The organism is Desulfitobacterium dichloroeliminans LMG P-21439 (genome assembly GCF_000243135.2).
GTDB lineage: Bacteria > Bacillota > Desulfitobacteriia > Desulfitobacteriales > Desulfitobacteriaceae > Desulfitobacterium > Desulfitobacterium dichloroeliminans.
Window position 1 is genome coordinate 2,828,499 of record NC_019903.1, and the last position, 16,762, is coordinate 2,845,260.

General features: G+C 46.5%; 17 protein-coding genes, 2 riboswitches and 1 other annotated feature. All 17 genes read right to left on the reverse strand.

Translation table 11 applies throughout. The features are described from left to right. Positions 1–14: 14 nt before the first annotated feature. Positions 15–1,481, reverse strand: coding sequence for an aminomethyl-transferring glycine dehydrogenase subunit GcvPB (gene gcvPB / locus DESDI_RS13420; protein WP_015263158.1), 1,467 nt, complete (start codon positions 1,479–1,481; stop codon positions 15–17). Further along, a complete protein-coding gene (gene gcvPA, locus DESDI_RS13425) occupies positions 1,478–2,818 on the reverse strand; it encodes an aminomethyl-transferring glycine dehydrogenase subunit GcvPA (protein WP_015263159.1) in 1,341 nt (446 codons plus the stop codon). The genes gcvPB and gcvPA overlap by 4 nt, the downstream gene beginning before the upstream one ends. Position 2,819: 1 nt before the next feature. Then, the gene (gene gcvH / locus DESDI_RS13430; protein WP_015263160.1) at positions 2,820–3,206 is read right to left on the reverse strand and encodes a glycine cleavage system protein GcvH; all 387 of its coding nucleotides are present in this window, start codon (positions 3,204–3,206) and stop codon (positions 2,820–2,822) included. A gap of 92 nt (positions 3,207–3,298) precedes the next feature. After that, on the reverse strand, positions 3,299–4,396 hold the full coding sequence (gene gcvT, locus DESDI_RS13435) for a glycine cleavage system aminomethyltransferase GcvT (protein ID WP_015263161.1): 1,098 nt from the start codon (positions 4,394–4,396) through the stop codon (positions 3,299–3,301). A gap of 89 nt (positions 4,397–4,485) precedes the next feature. Further along, a riboswitch (glycine riboswitch) is annotated at positions 4,486–4,561 on the reverse strand. Position 4,562: 1 nt separating this feature from the next. After that, positions 4,563–4,668: riboswitch (glycine riboswitch) on the reverse strand. Positions 4,669–4,780: 112 nt separating this feature from the next. Further along, entirely contained in the window at positions 4,781–5,641 is an 861-nt protein-coding gene (locus DESDI_RS18440; RefSeq protein ID WP_015263162.1) for a sugar diacid recognition domain-containing protein, read from the reverse strand. Between the two features lie 240 nt (positions 5,642–5,881). Beyond that, positions 5,882–8,650, reverse strand: a complete 2,769-nt coding sequence (gene ileS, locus DESDI_RS13445; protein ID WP_015263163.1) for an isoleucine--tRNA ligase — start codon at positions 8,648–8,650, stop codon at positions 5,882–5,884. A gap of 92 nt (positions 8,651–8,742) precedes the next feature. Continuing rightward, positions 8,743–8,952: a binding site (T-box leader), on the reverse strand. 47 nt (positions 8,953–8,999) lie between these two features. Next, entirely contained in the window at positions 9,000–9,467 is a 468-nt protein-coding gene (locus DESDI_RS13450; RefSeq protein WP_015263164.1) for a hypothetical protein, read from the reverse strand. A 72-nt stretch (positions 9,468–9,539) separates the two neighbouring features. Further along, positions 9,540–9,998, reverse strand: a complete 459-nt coding sequence (locus tag DESDI_RS13455; protein WP_015263165.1) for a DivIVA domain-containing protein — start codon at positions 9,996–9,998, stop codon at positions 9,540–9,542. Between the two features lie 14 nt (positions 9,999–10,012). After that, entirely contained in the window at positions 10,013–10,810 is a 798-nt protein-coding gene (locus tag DESDI_RS13460) for a YlmH family RNA-binding protein (protein WP_015263166.1), read from the reverse strand. A gap of 9 nt (positions 10,811–10,819) precedes the next feature. Beyond that, entirely contained in the window at positions 10,820–11,107 is a 288-nt protein-coding gene (locus tag DESDI_RS13465; RefSeq protein WP_015263167.1) for a YggT family protein, read from the reverse strand. 3 nt (positions 11,108–11,110) lie between these two features. Beyond that, positions 11,111–11,560: a cell division protein SepF gene (locus DESDI_RS13470; RefSeq protein WP_015263168.1), complete on the reverse strand. Its 450-nt coding sequence runs from the start codon at positions 11,558–11,560 to the stop codon at positions 11,111–11,113. 66 nt (positions 11,561–11,626) lie between these two features. Then, the gene (locus tag DESDI_RS13475) at positions 11,627–12,313 is read right to left on the reverse strand and encodes a YggS family pyridoxal phosphate-dependent enzyme (protein ID WP_015263169.1); all 687 of its coding nucleotides are present in this window, start codon (positions 12,311–12,313) and stop codon (positions 11,627–11,629) included. A 69-nt stretch (positions 12,314–12,382) separates the two neighbouring features. After that, on the reverse strand, positions 12,383–13,423 hold the full coding sequence (locus DESDI_RS13480) for a biotin/lipoyl attachment domain-containing protein (protein ID WP_015263170.1): 1,041 nt from the start codon (positions 13,421–13,423) through the stop codon (positions 12,383–12,385). Then, positions 13,392–14,795 (reverse strand): sensor histidine kinase, encoded by a 1,404-nt coding sequence (locus DESDI_RS13485; protein WP_015263171.1) that lies wholly within the window; start codon positions 14,793–14,795, stop codon positions 13,392–13,394. The genes DESDI_RS13480 and DESDI_RS13485 overlap by 32 nt, the downstream gene beginning before the upstream one ends. Positions 14,796–14,798: 3 nt before the next feature. After that, positions 14,799–15,482, reverse strand: a complete 684-nt coding sequence (locus DESDI_RS13490; protein ID WP_015263172.1) for a response regulator transcription factor — start codon at positions 15,480–15,482, stop codon at positions 14,799–14,801. Positions 15,483–15,484: 2 nt separating this feature from the next. Then, the gene (gene pgeF / locus DESDI_RS13495; protein WP_015263173.1) at positions 15,485–16,303 is read right to left on the reverse strand and encodes a peptidoglycan editing factor PgeF; all 819 of its coding nucleotides are present in this window, start codon (positions 16,301–16,303) and stop codon (positions 15,485–15,487) included. Between the two features lie 151 nt (positions 16,304–16,454). Next, complete coding sequence (locus DESDI_RS13500; RefSeq protein ID WP_015263174.1) at positions 16,455–16,727, reverse strand: YlmC/YmxH family sporulation protein; 273 nt, start codon at positions 16,725–16,727, stop codon at positions 16,455–16,457. Between the last annotated feature and the right edge of the window lie 35 nt (positions 16,728–16,762).

The window sequence follows — 16,762 nt, forward strand, 5'->3', positions numbered from 1 at the left end:
CTATTCAATACTATTCAATCTTCCACTTTTCGCCAACGGAGATCGGGTTTTCTGGCCGCGCCAGTCTCATCCAAACGGGTCACCAAAGTAGTATAAGGAGCGTTTTTGACCATTTCCACATCATCTTGCACTTCTGCGGCAATTTTTATCATGACCTGGGCAAATTGTTCAAGGGTTTCCATGCTTTCCGTTTCCGTGGGTTCAATCATCATCGCCTCTTCCACGATGAGCGGAAAGTAAATCGTGGGCGGATGATAGCCATAATCCAAAAGTCGTTTAGCGATGTCCAAAGTATGAACACCATAACCCTTGAGGTTCTGTGGGGTGATGACAAACTCATGCATACAGATTCGGTCATAGGGCAGATGATAGTGTTCTTTTAAGATGTTCATCAGGAAGTTGGCATTGAGGACAGCATTCTGGGAGGCTGCAGTCAACCCCTCACCTCCTAAAGCCCGTATATAAGCATAGGCTCTGACCAATACCCCAAAATTAGCTTGGAAGGCTCTGACCCGTCCAATGGAAAGAGGACGGTCTGCATCGAGGGTGAATTTCCCGTCGCTCGTGCGCACTGCCACAGGCTTCGGTAAATAGGGTGCGAGGAACTCTTTGACTCCTACAGGTCCTGACCCTGGACCGCCTCCACCGTGAGGAGTAGAGAAGGTCTTGTGGAGGTTAAGATGGACCACATCAAAGCCCATGTCTCCGGGACGGGCAATCCCCATAATCGCATTGGCATTGGCCCCATCATAGTAAATCAGACCACCCACATCGTGGATAATCTTAGCAATCTCTAAGATATTAACATCAAAAAGACCTAAGGTGTTCGGATTGGTCAGCATTAAGGCGGCTACCTCTTCATTGGCCGCTTGGCGCAAGGCCTCAATATCCACACCGCCACGCTCATTACTAGGTACTTGCACAATCTCAAAGCCCGCCATGGCTGCTGTCGCGGGATTCGTCCCATGGGCAGAATCCGGTACAATAACCTTCGTTCGCTTAAAATCACGCTGCTGTTCATGGTAGGCTTTAATGATGAGAATTCCTGTCATTTCTCCATGAGCTCCGGCTGCCGGCTGGAGAGTAAAGGCATCCATCCCCGTAATCTCCGCCAGATCCTCCTGAAGTTCAACCATCAAACCCAGTGCACCTTGAACTAACCCTTCCGGTTGATAGGGATGAATCTGACTAAAGCCCGGGAGACGAGCCAGTCTTTCATTAACCTTGGGATTATACTTCATAGTGCATGAGCCTAAGGGATAGAAGCCTGTATCCACCCCATGGTTAAAGGTGGACAGTCTAGTAAAATGACGGACCACATCGACTTCCGAGACTTGCGGTAGCTCCGCTTCCCGTTCTCTTAAGAATTCTCTTGGAACTAGGGTCTCTAAAGAGACCTCTGGAACATCACAGGGAGGCAAGCTGACTCCACTCCTACCCTCCTGACTCAGGTCAAAAATTAGCGGTTCTAGTGTTTTCATTGTATCTCCCCCATTCTGGCCACAAGCCGATCGATATCTTCCTTGCTCTTGGTCTCCGTGACGCAGAAAAGAAGATGCTGATTCAGTTCCGGGTAGAAACGGGACAGATCAAGACCGCCGATAATCTTATGCTGCAAAAGCTGCTCATTGATTTTCTGAGGACTGATCTCGGTTTTGATCACAAACTCGTGAAAAAACGGGCCGCTGAAAGCTAAGGACATTCCTGGGAGCTTCCCAATCTCTTGAGCCGCATAATGGGCTTTTTGTAGATTAAGGTGCGCCATCTCTTTGAGACCTTTTTTCCCTAATCCCGAGAGATGAATGGTAAACGCTAGGGCACAAAGGGCCTCATTCGAACAGATATTAGACGCTGCCTTTTCCCTACGAATATGCTGTTCCCGAGCCTGCAAGGTGAGTACATAACCCTTCTTACCGTTTTTATCCTTGGTAGCTCCGACAATCCGCCCAGGCATCCGACGTGTGTATTTCTCACGACAAGCTAAGAAACCAAGATAAGGACCTCCGAAGTTCAAAGGATTGCCAAAAGGCTGTCCTTCGCCCACCACGATATCCGCACCGAGCTCTCCGGGAGATTTGAGTAACCCTAAGGATACCGGGTTCACCGCCATGACCAGCAGTGCCCCCTTGGCGTGGGCTAACTTGCCAATTTCCTCAGCCTGTTCAATAACTCCAAAAAAATTGGGGCTTTGCAACAAGACTGCTCCCACCTCTTGATTAAGCGCTGCTTCTAATTCATCGAGTCTTAGAACGCCGTTGCTGGAGGAGATAGACTCAATTTCTACACCCCGAGGAAGCAGATAGGTTTGGAGTACTTCTCGATATTCCGGATGAAGGGTTTGCGGCACGAGCACTTTCTTGCGACGGGTAGCATCGCAAGCCATTAAGGCTGCTTCAGCTAAGGCGGATGCTCCATCATACATAGAAGCATTGGCCCCGTCCATTCCCGTTAATTCGCAAACAAGGGTCTGAAACTCATAAATCGCTTGCAGGGTCCCTTGGCTGATCTCCGGTTGGTAAGGGGTATAGGCCGTATAAAACTCCGAACGGAGCAGAAGCTGGTCCACATAACTAGGAATGAAGTGCTCATAGGCACCTGCTCCCAGATAAGAGTCATACTCTTCAACGGTGGTATTTTGGGCAGCAAGTCCTTGCATCGACTTCACCAATTCATATTCAGACAAACCTTCCCGAATCTTTAATTGGGCTTGGCGCCGAACGCTTTCTGGGATATCCGCAAAAAGCTCTTCAATGGAGTTGACTCCAATCCGGGCCAGGATCTGTTCTTGCTGGTCCACTGTGTTCGGCACATAATTCATGTTAATGGCCCTCCTCCGCTAGAAACGCTTCATATTCTGCGGCAGACATTAATCCATCTAGATCTTTCAAGTCATCCACTTCTACTTTAACCAGCCAACCCTCGCCATAGGGATCATTATTCAGAAGTTCCGGAGAATCGAGGACCTCTTGATTAAATTCGATGACCTTGCCAGAGACTGATGAGATGATATCCGATACTGCCTTCACAGACTCCACCGTTCCATAAGCTTGCCCAGTTACCACGGTCGTATCGTTCTCCGGTAACTCAACAAAAACTACATCCCCCAAGCTCTCTTGGGCATGTTCCGTGATTCCTAAAACTACCGTATTTCCTTCTACCTTAGTCCACTCATGAGATTTGCTGTACTTTAATTCCACTGGATTCATACATTCATCCTCCTTAATAATGCGGGACTCTAGTCCCTGATTATTGCTTACGTTCGCTGGCATCGACTCAAGTTAGTGGTATGGTGAGATCCCTATTTTTGCCGCTTGTAGAATTGAGAAGGCACAATCTGAGCCTTGACTGCTTTGCCTCGAATCATCACATCGAGTGTTTCTCCTATTTGGGCATATTCCGAGGGAATAAGACCTAAAGCAATGTTTTTATTCAAGGTAGGAGAAAAAGAGCCTGAAGTAATGAACCCAATTTCTTTACCCTCCTTATGAAGAGGATAGTGGGAACGAGCAATCCCCCGCTCGATCATCTCTAGGCCGACGAGCTTACGGGGCACACCTTTTTCCTTCTGAGCCAAAAGAATCTCCTTGCCAATAAAATCCTTTTTCTCCATCTTTACAAAGAAGCCAAGTCCTGCTTCCAAAGGAGTAATATCAGGACCTAATTCGTTGCCGTATAAGGGTAGGCGAGCCTCAAAACGTAGAGTATCGCGAGCCCCGAGCCCGATGGGCTGCACACCTTCTTCACTTCCCACTTCTAAGATTCTCCGCCACATTTGTGATGCCTGTTCAGGGGATAAGTAAACTTCAAACCCATCTTCCCCCGTATACCCCGTCCGTGAAACCAGACAAGGAACGCCATCCACTTCCCCTTGCTTGAACCAGTAATACTTAATTTCCTGCAAATCCATGCCTGTCAACTTTTGCAGAATCCTCTCCGCTTGGGGCCCTTGTATGGCCAATTGCGCATACTCTTGGGAACGATTCACCAGATTCACGGTAAAGTCTTGAGCTTGTTCCTGCATCCAAGCAAAATCTTTATCCGTATTAGAGGCATTGACGACGATTAAGTAATGACTCTCACGAAGCCGATACACGAGCAGATCATCTACGATCCCTCCATCCGGATAGCACATGGGGGAATATTGAATCTGCTCATCCTGCTGGCGGGATAGATCATTGGTAAGTATGTACTGAATAAAGGGAAGCGCATCCTGACCCTCGACCTCCACTTCACCCATGTGAGAGACATCAAAGAGTCCTGCCTGATTGCGCACGGCCTTGTGTTCTTCGATAACTCCTGCATATTGGACAGGCATCTCCCAACCGCCAAAATCAATGAGCTTGGCTCCCAACCTTTGATGTTCTTCATAGAGCGGAGTTCTTTTCAGTTCTGTCACTTCAGCCACCTCCTAAAGTATGAGTATTTGCTAATTCAGCTTAAAAGATGAACACAAATAAAAAAACAGAGGGAATAACGCGTCGCGTTACCTCTGTCCTTTAACCTGAGAGATTACCTTGCGGCTACCCCTTTGGTGTTCTCATCTGAGAAGCTCTCCAGAGTTTCGTCTTCCAGCAGTACTTTTGCCTGAGAGTTTCCCCCAGAATAGATGCGACATTCTGGCCGTTTCTCCTTCGGCGCTCACCTATGAGTCTCTCCTACTGGAATCATTCGAAACCTATTCGATTATCTGCTTTCATTATAGTCAGCTAATGGAGATTCGTCTACACCATTGCCCCTATATTCTAATAATTATTATGTAGAATCAACGATGGTCTACCTCTTAAAGCTTGTGAGCGATACCATTCAGATCATTGCCCACCTGCTGTAATTCTTGAACCATCATAGCGATTTCTTGAGTAGCTTTTGCTTGCTCTTGGGCAATCACATTGTTCTGGAATACACCCTTGACGATTTCCTCCATGGTTTCTTGAAACTTCATCAACAGCTCATTGATCTCATTAGCTGAACGATTGCTTTCGTCGGCTAGCTTTCGAACTTCACCGGCTACCACCGAGAACCCTTTACCCAGTTCACCGGCCCGGGCTGCTTCAATCGCCGCATTAAGTCCTAAAAGATTCGTTTGCTTCGACACACGACGAATAAATTCAGTGACCCCTTCTGTAGCCTTTACTTGCTGCTTAGCCTCTTGGGCGACAGTAGCCACGGTCTGGCTCACACTGGCAACCTCCTCAGAAGAGGCAGCCATTTCTTCCAGGGCTCCTGCGGCTTGCTCTATAGACTCCCCTATATGATCGACATGCTTCTTAAGAATGTCTTTCAGCTCTTCATCACGCAGCAAATAAGCAACCATGGCTGCCGCAACCTTAGCTACAGGAGATACGATGGCAAGAGGTCCTGCAACTCCAAAGGTACCCACTTTCTCTTCTTCTAAAAAAATCGCCAAATTCAAACCCTCACGGACCTGTCCTGAACTATTGGCTTCATCTTCCGCTGTAATTTTGATTTCGTTGATTGAAGTATTCATAATGCGCTGGGCGCCCGTATGTAAAACTCCCAGACGTATCTTTGCTGAGTCAGCGATAATAATGCCTTGGGGGTCACAGACGATGCCATGGTACCCACTTTCCGAGTAAATTAAATCAACAATTCGGTTGGCCAGATTTGCCGTAATTTTTTTCATAATCCCTCTCCCACCTCTGCTGTGCGTCTTAGGGTCAACTCCTTAATGGGCCGTAAAGTATTTAAAAACGCGCAATACTAATACCATTTTTAATAATACTAACTTTTCTAATAATTGTCCATAATTTCGAGGAATTAATTGTGAATAACTACTTTAATTTGGGTTTTAATATAAAGAAAAGACTTACCTGGTAGGTTCCAGGAAGTCTTTTTAGCAACTAAGCAATCAAGTACCTAAGTTTTAAAGATGGCTTACCACCGATGCGCATCTTGGGCATAAGTTCGGATGGTCTTGGTCTTGACCCACTTTAGTATCATAAATCCAGCAACGTTCGCATTTCTCACCGGCTGCCGAGCTCACTGCGATACCAAGCTCTTCCATAGATTCCGCCATGGTGATTCCTTCTGGTTTTCCCTCTCCTGCCTGGTGAACATAAACCTCAGAGACAATAAAAATCTCCGCCAAGTTCGGAATAGCCTTCAAGAATACTTCGAGTTCAGCATTCGGGTAAATCTCGACTCGAGCTGTCAAAGAATGGTTAATTAGCTTATCTTGACGAGCCTTTTCGAGAGCTTTTGTCGCTTCAGAACGCACAGCCAATAGAGTGTCCCATTTCTTCTCCAAAACTTCATCCATCCAGCGGGGATTTACTTTTGGCATTTCCTCGGTTTGGATATTCGAGCCTTCAGCTACGGCGGGGATATATGGCCAAATCTCATCTGCCGTAAAGGTTAATACTGGAGCAATCAGGCGCACAAGAGCATCAAGGACATCATAGAGTACGGTCTGAGAAGCGCGACGCAGAGCGGAATCCTTACCTTCTACATAAAGGCGATCTTTGACGACATCCAAGTAAATAGCGCTCAATTCTACCGCACAGAAGTTATGAACGGTATGATAGACCCAGTGAAATTCATATTTTTCATATCCCTGCAAAACACGGTCGATAACTTTGCCCAGTTGGAGCAAAGCCCAGCGGTCGATTTCCGGCAACTCCTCATAAGCGACCCGATCCTTAACAGGGTCAAAGTCATTGAGATTGCTGAGCAAGAATCTTAAGGTGTTACGGATCTTACGATAGGCTTCCGTCATCTGTTTCATAATCCGCGGCGAGGCTGCAACGTCGTTTTTGTAGTCTGTTGAACAAACCCAGAGTCTGAGGATATCTGCACCCATATCCTTGGCTACTTGTAAGGGATCCACACCGTTACCTAATGACTTGGACATTTTACGTCCTTTTTCATCCACAATGAAGCCATGGGTTAAGACAGCTTTATAGGGGGCCTTGCCATAGGCAGCAACAGATGTCGAAAGGGAGGAATTGAACCAGCCTCGATGTTGATCCGAACCTTCCAGGTAAAGGTCAGCAGGCCAAGCAAGCTCTTCTCGCTCCATCAACACCCCTGTATGACTGGTACCGGAATCGAACCAAACATCCATGATATCGGTCTCTTTGCGGAAGGACTTGCCACCGCAGGAGCAAGCGAAGCCTTCCGGCAAGAATTCTTCAGCCGGACGGATAAACCAGGCATCTGAGCCTTCGGCACGGAAGATCTCTTGAACCTTGGCGATGGTTTCATCGGTGATAATCTCTTTTCCACAATCCTCGCAGTAGAAAATGGGAATGGGCACACCCCAAGTCCGTTGACGTGAAATACACCAGTCTCCCCGATCTGCCACCATGTTATAGATGCGGTCTTTACCCCAGGCGGGAATCCATTGGACATGATCAATTTCGGTCAGAGCCTCTTTGCGGAAACCATCAATAGAGGCGAACCATTGCTCAGTTGCCCGATAGATGATGGGGTTCTTGCAACGCCAACAGTGAGCATAGCTATGCTTAATCTTAGCCTCATGAACCAAGGCATGGAGATTCTTGAGGTCTTCAATAATCACCGGATTTGCCTTATCTACCTTCATGCCGGCATAGGCCCCGCCTTCGGCAGTAAATTTCCCTTGATGGTCAACAGGGCAAAGGACTGGCAGGCCATATTCCTTGCCCACATTAAAGTCTTCTTCCCCATGTCCAGGAGCCGTGTGTACACACCCGGTTCCTGCTTCCAAGGTTACATGATCCCCAAGGATGAGCACGGAATCCCGATCGATGAAAGGATGTTTAGTAATCACGCCTTCCAGTTCTTTCCCCACAAAGCGCTTTTCAATAGGCAGTTCTAAATTCCAAGTCGAGCGAAGGCTATCTAATAGCCCCTCTGCCACAATCCAATGTTCATTTTCTACCTGAACCTGTACATAGGTAAATTCCTCATGCAAGGTAATCGCTAAATTTGCCGGAAGCGTCCAGGGGGTTGTGGTCCAGATGATGACAAAAGTGTTTTCATCCGTAAGGATGCCCTTGCCTTCCTTGACAGGAAACTTCACAAAAATAGCATCCGAAGTTTTCTCTGCGTATTCGATCTCTGCTTCAGCCAAAGCCGTTTCGCAAGAGGGGCACCAATAGACTGGCTTCAAGCCCTTATAGATATAATTCTTACGTGCCATTTTACCAAAGACACCGATTTGGGCGGCCTCATACTCTTTTTCCAAAGTCAGATAGGGGTTTTTCCAATCTCCCCGTACACCCAGCCGTTTAAATTGCTCACGCTGAATGCTGACATAATTTTTAGCGTACTCTTTGCACATTCTGCGGAACTCAACCACAGAGACCGCATGGCGGTTCACCCCTAACTTTTTAATGACCTGTTGCTCAATGGGCAAACCATGAGTATCCCAACCGGGAACATAAGGGGCATCAAAGCCAGCCATGGTTTTATATTTGACGATGATATCTTTGATGACTTTATTTAAAGCATGGCCAAGGTGAATATCCCCATTGGCGTAGGGCGGTCCATCATGGAGAACAAACTTCGGACGTCCGTCCCGTGCTTTTTGCACTGTTTCATAAATGTCGAGATCTTCCCATTTTTGCAAAATTCCCGGTTCCCGCTGGGGGAGATTACCACGCATAGGGAACTCTGTTTCCGGTAAATTCAACGTATCCCGATAATCCATAATAAATTCCTCCTGTGATTTTCAATACAAAGGCGCGACCCTGAGATCATATGCCTTTTTGCTGTTAAAGTATAAAAAATCCCAATCCCCAAAAAAGGGACGGGATATTACTCGCGATACCACCCTTGTTGCCGGTTGTCCCAGCCACTCGGAGTCCTTTAACGGGGACGAGGCGGAAGGCTTACTCAAAGTTTCAGCACTTCACTCAAAGGGGATACTCCTTGGTTCACCTCACAGGCTTTCACCATCTCCTGCTCGCTATAGAGGCTCCATTCAAGGACAGTCCTTTTCAACGCTCTTAATTATTTAGCATTATGATACACTTTATACTACCCATACCTAATGGTATTTAATCGTTTAACACCTTGCGGACGATCGTAACCAGTTTGGCTTGACCTTCAAGATTGACCGGCTCCCCCATAAACAAGCAAAGATAGGGAACTTTCTTATCTTTCCACTCGATAGTGAATTGATTGAGATCCTCCCGTTTCAAAGTCATCGGGTAAGAATCCGGCTCGGTAGATAAGCCGACAACCACACCCCGCTGCTCCATTTCATCCAAAGCATGGAAAGCGCGATCCAAAAGATCATCACTTCCGGCCATCAAGATATCGCCCTCGCGATAAGGACCAGGCTCGGCCTTGCCAATATAAATGACTTGAGTTTCTTCAATATTCTTCAGAGTGTCAGGCGAAGAGGTAAGCTCTATTTCGTGGCGCCCAATCTTCCCTGTAAAAAAACCTTGTTCCTCCTTATGCATTCCTAAACCTTGCACAAGAAAGTCGGAGTCAAGCTCCGAATACAAAATGCTCTTCATAAGAAATCTTCTTCCCCTTTAAAAAATGTCTAGATTTTATTCTAGCACAATCTCTTATGGTAGTGCAAGCATTCATGAGACACGATCCTTCTCAAAGGCTTCCGCCAAATCCAATTGAGCAAGCAAAAAGGATTTCAGTTGAGTGCGAGTCATTTCTCGGCGTTTTTGCAACTCTTCGATTTCATCATTAACATGTTGCAGCTTATTCTGAGCTTCGGTTATCCGCCTTACTTTCTCTTGTTCGACTTCTTTGAGAATGAGTTCAGCTTCATGGCGAGCAGATTGCTTGACTTCATCAGCTGTTTGCTGTGCTAATACCATCGTTTGCTGCAAAGTGGATTCTAACTGCTTGTAATGCCTTAACTCCGCATCCAAACGTTGGACCTTATCTTTCAGTTCGAAGTTCTCAGCATAGACAACCTCAAATTCCTTGCTTACGCTTTCCAGAAACTTGTCCACTTCTTCCGTATGATAACCTCGGACCCCTTTGCGGAACTCTTTATTCTGAATATCAATAGGAGTTAATGCCATAATTCATCCCCCTCTTATGTCTTCCGAGGTATATATCGTATGATGCTCCAGGCAATTCTTCCCTTGCGAGTCCCCGTCGATTCCACTAAGCGAATTCGACCGTAGCCCCGACAAGATAGGATATCTCCCGGCTTAACCTCCAAGTCTGGTTTGGACACCACTAGATCGTTACGCTTTACCTTCCCCTGCTGAATGAGCTCTTGGAAGGTAGAGCGAGAGACATTAAAACTACTGGAAGCTACTGCGTCTACCCTTGAAGAAGCTACGGTAATGCGCCACTCTTCTCCCTGTTCAGCCGGAATCTCTTGATTTCCCTCGACGAGCTCCACCTGGATCCGTTCCCGCCCGGCTTTATCCCATTGGCTGAGCAAAACATCGGCGATGCCATGGGCTACCGCTACAAAAGAGCAGTGTTCACCGACACGAATATCCCCAATTACATCCCGTTTTAACCCCATGCCCATCAGGGAACCCAAAATCTGACGATGTTCCATCGTCCCACGCGGGTCAAGGGGCTTTGCACGTATAACTTTAACCTCACTGGCAACTTGATCAAGCATACCGGCATCTTCAACCATTAAAAATCGAGCCCTTTCCGCGTCTGGCAATCCGCCCTCGACTCGAAAAGCGAGACCTTCACTTCGCAGAATCCCTCCGAACCAGTTCCCTAGGGCTTGACTTAAAAAGGGAGTCCAAACCGGCCTTGAAGTGCTGATGGCTTCCTCGCACAAATCCAACAGATGAGCCCCTTCAAGTTTTAACTCCTTATCAGACCAAAAATTCAAGATAGCACGATCCATCCGATAGTTCATAGTTAGCCTCTAAAAGCGAAGCAAAAGACTTAATAAGACGGGTAAAACTACCGTCTTAATAATCATAAGGGTAAAATAGGCGAGAATCGGAGAAATATCAATGCCAAATCCAGGCCCCCCAAACTGAAACCGCTGAAAGGGCTTCAACAGAGGCTCTGTAATTTCATACAAAGCTCGAACTAAAGCATTATAGGGTACGTTAGGAAACCAAGATAGCAACGCCCGTGCAATGATAGCATACATAAGGATCGTGATGACGGTGTGAATTACTTGATAAACGAATAGTATATTAATCACTCCTTATTTAGTTAAAGACCAAAAAAATCCCTTTTCCTTAAAATCGTCCTTCATTTCGCCGGAAATATCTACATTATTGGGAACAAAAAGAAAAATGCCATTGCCGACCTTTTGCATGTTTCCACCCAAAGCATAGGTTGTCCCACTCACAAAATCGACAATCCGTTTTGCCAAATTACGATCTGCATTTTCCAGGTTCACAATCACAGGACGGCGGTTTTTTAGCTGATCAGCAATGTTTTGAGAATCTTCAAAAGCTTGGGGTTCGAGCACAACGACCTTAACTTGCTTTTGGGTATGGATGCTTACCACTTGTGCCCCTTTGCGATTGTTTGTTGCTCTTGGTTCTTCTCGAACAACCTCTTCCTTTTCATCTTCTTCGAAATAATCGTCTTCAAAGTCTTCATCAGCAAAACCCATAATTCCAATCACTTTGTCTAACAACTTTGCCATTTTAGCAACCTCCTTAAAATCATAAATATATACTTCTATCTGAATCTTGTGAACAAACCTTGTCCCTTAGGAGCGTTCTCCAAAAATCTGCCTGCCAACTCGGATGATGGTAGCACCCTCTTGAATTGCCCACTCAAAATCATGACTCATCCCCATGGAAAGTTCCTTGAGGGCGACATGAGGTATAGTCTTTACCTGAATTCGCTCCTTCAGCAAGCGCAGTTGGCGAAAATATCCTTGTGTCTCTTCCTGAGAAGCACCTAATGCCCCTATGGTCATCAGTCCATGCACCCGGACATGTTCACAACGAGTCACCTCCGTCAGGAAATCCTCCACTTCTTCTTCTAACACTCCTGCTTTATGAGGGTCGCGAGCGATATTAACCTGGACCAAGGTTGGCCAAATCATCTGCCGCTGAGTACCATGGTGTTCCAATGCTTCAAGCAAGCTTATCCTATCAAGGGAATGAATAAGTGTAATCCTAGTATCTAAATACTTTACCTTATTGGTTTGCAAACGGCCAACCAGGTGCCATTCACAATCCTCAGGGAGATGATCCACCTTCTCTTGCCATTCCTGAACCCGATTTTCAGCAAATGCACGTAGTCCGGCTTGATAAGCACAGCGAACCACGTCGGAACTCATGGTTTTGCTTACTGCTAGAAGCTTTATCTCGGAAGGGTTACGACCACTCTTACCGGCCGCCTGATTCATCCTCTGACGGATATCTGATATATTTCCATTTATATCCAATTCGAACACCGTCCATTTTGATTCAATTCTACAAAGAATGCCTATTTCCTGCTACTTCTATAGCACAGTTTATAATTGAGTGACATTTTTTATATTTATGGTTAAACCATCTAGACCCATACGGGGATTGATAATGACGGGAATACCATGAGGTAAATTCTCTACACAGATGACTTGATCATTCTCATCAAGTATTTTAACCTTGCGGTATTGAATGGCACTTTCCTGAACCACATAAACGCCCTGTTCTTCCCCCTTAATCCAAAGGCTGCTCTTGGGAATCAGAATTCCGCTAACCGTGGGCTTCACAACCAGGGCAATCTCCTGAAATCTTTCTCGGCTTGTCCCATCGATATATTGATTGAATTGAACTACCAATCCTTGAGGATCATCTAGAAGGCGCATAATCTTAGCAGTGAAGCTCTGGCCATTGATGAGCATCTTCACATTCTTACCCACCTCATACCCCTTGGTATCCACCTTAACCACTGCTACCGTAGGCAGAAGATTATTGACGATCTTACCGATAACCTTGCCGCTGGCCACGCTTCCGCTTGTATTCTGTAACGCCTGAGTAGACTGAGAAGCTTGAGCTTCTTGAGTGGTCGGATCGTTCTGAGGGATTGTGGACTTTGCGACGGACTCAGAGCTATTGGCAACGGTCTGTTGAAGAATTTTGCTGACATCCATGGAGACAAGATTCTCAGGAGTCAAAAACGTTTCTAGCCCATCCGTTGCAGAATATACAAGTCCGCCAATCGGTGCAACCAGAGTATTCGACTGGGATATGCTATCCTGTCCAAGGGCAACCCCTCCCGATTGGATTGTAGCGATAGGTTCCCCTTTGCGGATTCGTTCCCCCTCTTGGGCCAAAAACTTAGGTGTCCCTGCAGCAGGCGCCTTAAGGAGAGTTTCTTCATTGGCAAATACCACGGAGACCGTCTGCTGATGTTCAATATCTCCTTGCTTGGCCAACTCTACCTTCAGCGAACCCGTTAAGAAATTCGAACGATAAACCCAGCCTAACGAACCGATGAGGAGCAGCAGAAGAGCCCCCACCCCAACGACTCGTATCATTCTATAGATTAGTGTCCTTGGGCTCCTCTTCATTTGTTATCCCTCCATTTCTGGTCGGTAATTCGCAGATGAATAGGGATCCTGAACCCAACTTCGATGTCACCCAAATCTTCCCTCCAGCTCCTTCGACAATATGCTTAACAATACTTAATCCCAACCCTGTCCCTCCTTGTTCACGAGAACGGGCCTTATCCACTCGATAGAAACGCTCAAAGACACGGGGGAGATCTTCTTGAGGAATACCACAGCCTGTATCGCCAAACTCTAAACGAATGGATTGATTAACATAAGACGCATGTAGCCATACTCTACCTTTCGCTGTATACTTTACAGCATTTTCCATCAAGTTAAGAAGTACTTGACTCAACAAATCAATTCCCATAGCTACTTCCGGCAACGTATTAGGAATTACGACTTCAAGTTCGATGCTTTTAGCTTCAGCATAGGGTCCAATCACCGGTTTAATCTTCTCATAAGCCTCTTGGATCCTACTTCTGCCATTGCAGACATCTGGGCGTTGGTTTTCAATCCGCGATAAAGTCAGCAATTCATCCACTAAGCGCTGTAAGCGAAGAGTCTCTTTATGGATAATATTGAGAAAGCGCTCCCGCAAGTCGGGGACCTCTGCCGCCCCGTCTAAAAGGGTTTCCACAAATCCTTTGATCGAAGTCAGAGGTGTTCTCAATTCATGAGATACATTGCCGACAAACTCTGTCCGCAACTGCTCTAAGCGACGAAGCTCAGTGATATCATAGCAGACGATAACTGCTCCTTGGGAACGATCCTTCTCTTCCAAAATTGGATTGACCTGAACGCGAATCATCATTTTGGAACGGATGAGAAGCTCTGTTTGCCCGGGGAGGCCTTTCTCTAAAGCTATAGAGATGAGCTCTTCTAACTTTTCAAATCCATTTAATTCGGAAAGGTATCTATTCCTTACTGCGTCTTGCTTCTTGCCAAAAAGCTTCTCTGCAGCACGATTCAGAAGGACGATTCGCCCCACACGATCCAGGGAAATGACCCCTTCTTGCATACCCGCAAGAATAGCTTGGATTTTCTGCGATTCCCGACGGTTAGTCGATATACTGACTTTGAGTCTTTGTCCAAGCTCAGTAACCTCTCTGGACAGGTTTCCCAATTCATAAGTAAACTCCGGCAGATTTGTGGGCTGAGATTGATCTTGCGCAATCCCTTTAACTGCACTATATATCCTTTCTATCCGTTCTCCGAGCCGGTCAGCAAAGAAGTAAACAATCCCCCCCGGTAGCAGAATGGCAAAGGCAAGTGCCATGAAATCTATCTCCAGACGAATCCCTGTTTGAACTTGAGCCCCCAACCAGAAAAGCAGAAGGGAAAGTGATGAGACCAAGAGATAGATTGGGATAATCAACCATTTAATTCTCATAATCTAACCTTTCAGCCGATATCCTATACCCCGCAGTGTTTCGATATAATCGGGATCGGATGGGTCCTTCTCAATTTTTTGGCGGAGATGTCTCACATGAACGTCCACCGTTCGAGTATCTCCCGCATATTCATAGCCCCAAATTCGTTCGAGAAGTTCATCCCGGGTATATACTTTACCCGGATGAGTGGCTAGTACACGTAAAAGCTCAAATTCCTTCGGGGTCAGTTCTATGTATTCCCCTCGTACAGACACTCGGAAACGTTCAAGGTCAATACGCAAATCCTGACGTACTATATCTGCTCCCTCTTCGCTTGGCTTATTGCGTCGCAGCCTTGCCCGAATTCTTGCCACCAGCTCTCGGGGACTAAAGGGCTTCGTAATATAGTCATCAGCCCCAATCTCCAATCCAAGTACCTTATCGATCTCCTCGCCCTTGGCGGTAAGCATAATGACCGGTAAATCAGCAAGCTTTGGCACCCTGCGCAGTTGATTGCATACTTCAAGACCGCTCATACCAGGCAACATAATATCTAACACCACAAGATCGGGAAGTTTTTCCTTTATAACTCTTAACGCCTCAGGGCCGTCGGAAGCCATCAGTACCTGATAGCCCTCCTTCTCCAGATTAAATTTGAGCAACTCTTGAATTAGTTCATCATCATCAACGACCAAAATAACGGCCATGATTACCCCTCCCTTGTTGGCAACCGGCGAATCCAACCCGCCATTCGTCCTGTATTCGGACCTTCTATGCGATAGGAGAAGAAGGAGTCCGTATGACAGGCAGTACATTCTCGGGCAATCCAAATCTTCTCCGGTGGTATCCCCGCTTCCCTCAGGACCATCGCATTCGCTTCCCGCAAATCCAGTTGGAAATGTCCTTGTCGGCCCGGTTTTAGAAAAGGTGTTCTTAAAAAGCTCTTCTCAAACTCCTTCTGCACGGGTTCATCCACTTCATAACAGCAGGGGCCAATACTCGGCCCAATGGCTGCCCAACATTCTGCAGGGTCACCCCCTCGTAGACGAAACAGTTCTAACATCTCACTAACGATCTTGCCAGAAGTACCTTTCCAGCCCGCATGAGCAATGCCTACCGCTTGGAGAAGAGGATGATAAAAGAACACCGGAACGCAATCCGCAAAGAAGGCCATAAGAGCGGTATGGGTCACAGTCATTAACCCATCGACACCAGTAATTACAGTATCAAGAGATTCGGAACCTCGTCCGGCATCTCCTTCAGTGACTTGATGGACCTTTGTTCCATGGACCTGTTCCCCTAGGGCGACCTCCCCCGGCAAAGTATTCCATTCAGCAAACCATAACTTGCGATTATTTTTCACTTGATCTGGGGAATCGCCCACATGGAGTCCAAGGTTCAAGGTCGAATAGGGAGATGAGCTAACCCCTCCCCAGCGTGTTGAAAATCCAATCTGAATACCCTCCGCTTCCCATGCAGGAAGAGTAAGATAGACTAGTTCCTTTCCCTGACGCCAACTCCATACCATTCGGTTACCCCCATCAACATTCTATTGTAACTATATCATAAAGTCCCCAGGGGATGTACTCCCCGAAAGTCCTATTCTTTACATGATTTAAGCCTCCTAAAGGATTTTCCCTTCAGAAGGCTCTTCTATCTTGAACGAGAAGCCATACATATTAGCGACGATCATCTACTAAGACATTAAAATCCGGCAAATCAGTGGCATCGACCAAAATTACATCGACCCCAATTTTCTTTACCCGATCCCAAGGAATGAGAATATCCTCATTCCTGCCGCCGAAAAAACCCCAGCTTCGAGAGGCGCCCTGCACCACGATCCCTTTAATGGAGCCTCGTTCTAAATCCAGATCCAAATCTTTGATGGGGCCCAAGCGGCGACCATCTTTAATATTTACAATATCTAATAAGCGTAGCTCAGAGATCCGCATTCATACTACCTCCCCTCTCTAAATTTATATTCGAG

Excerpts from the sequence above, each read along its gene's own strand:
- DESDI_RS13460 (WP_015263166.1), bottom strand. The coding sequence starts at position 10,810 with ATGAACTATCGGATGGATCGTGCTATCTTGAATTTTTGGTCTGATAAG.
- DESDI_RS13500 (WP_015263174.1), bottom strand. The coding sequence starts at position 16,727 with ATGCGGATCTCTGAGCTACGCTTATTAGATATTGTAAATATTAAAGAT.
- DESDI_RS13455 (WP_015263165.1), bottom strand. The coding sequence starts at position 9,998 with ATGGCATTAACTCCTATTGATATTCAGAATAAAGAGTTCCGCAAAGGG.
- DESDI_RS18440 (WP_015263162.1), bottom strand. The coding sequence starts at position 5,641 with ATGAAAAAAATTACGGCAAATCTGGCCAACCGAATTGTTGATTTAATT.
- gcvPA (WP_015263159.1), bottom strand. The coding sequence starts at position 2,818 with ATGAATTATGTGCCGAACACAGTGGACCAGCAAGAACAGATCCTGGCC.
- gcvPB (WP_015263158.1), bottom strand. The coding sequence starts at position 1,481 with ATGAAAACACTAGAACCGCTAATTTTTGACCTGAGTCAGGAGGGTAGG.
- gcvH (WP_015263160.1), bottom strand. The coding sequence starts at position 3,206 with ATGAATCCAGTGGAATTAAAGTACAGCAAATCTCATGAGTGGACTAAG.
- pgeF (WP_015263173.1), bottom strand. The coding sequence starts at position 16,303 with ATGGTATGGAGTTGGCGTCAGGGAAAGGAACTAGTCTATCTTACTCTT.
- DESDI_RS13470 (WP_015263168.1), bottom strand. The coding sequence starts at position 11,560 with ATGGCAAAGTTGTTAGACAAAGTGATTGGAATTATGGGTTTTGCTGAT.
- DESDI_RS13490 (WP_015263172.1), bottom strand. The coding sequence starts at position 15,482 with ATGGCCGTTATTTTGGTCGTTGATGATGATGAACTAATTCAAGAGTTG.
- DESDI_RS13450 (WP_015263164.1), bottom strand. The coding sequence starts at position 9,467 with ATGAAGAGCATTTTGTATTCGGAGCTTGACTCCGACTTTCTTGTGCAA.
- DESDI_RS13480 (WP_015263170.1), bottom strand. The coding sequence starts at position 13,423 with ATGAAGAGGAGCCCAAGGACACTAATCTATAGAATGATACGAGTCGTT.
- DESDI_RS13485 (WP_015263171.1), bottom strand. The coding sequence starts at position 14,795 with ATGAGAATTAAATGGTTGATTATCCCAATCTATCTCTTGGTCTCATCA.
- ileS (WP_015263163.1), bottom strand. The coding sequence starts at position 8,650 with ATGGATTATCGGGATACGTTGAATTTACCGGAAACAGAGTTCCCTATG.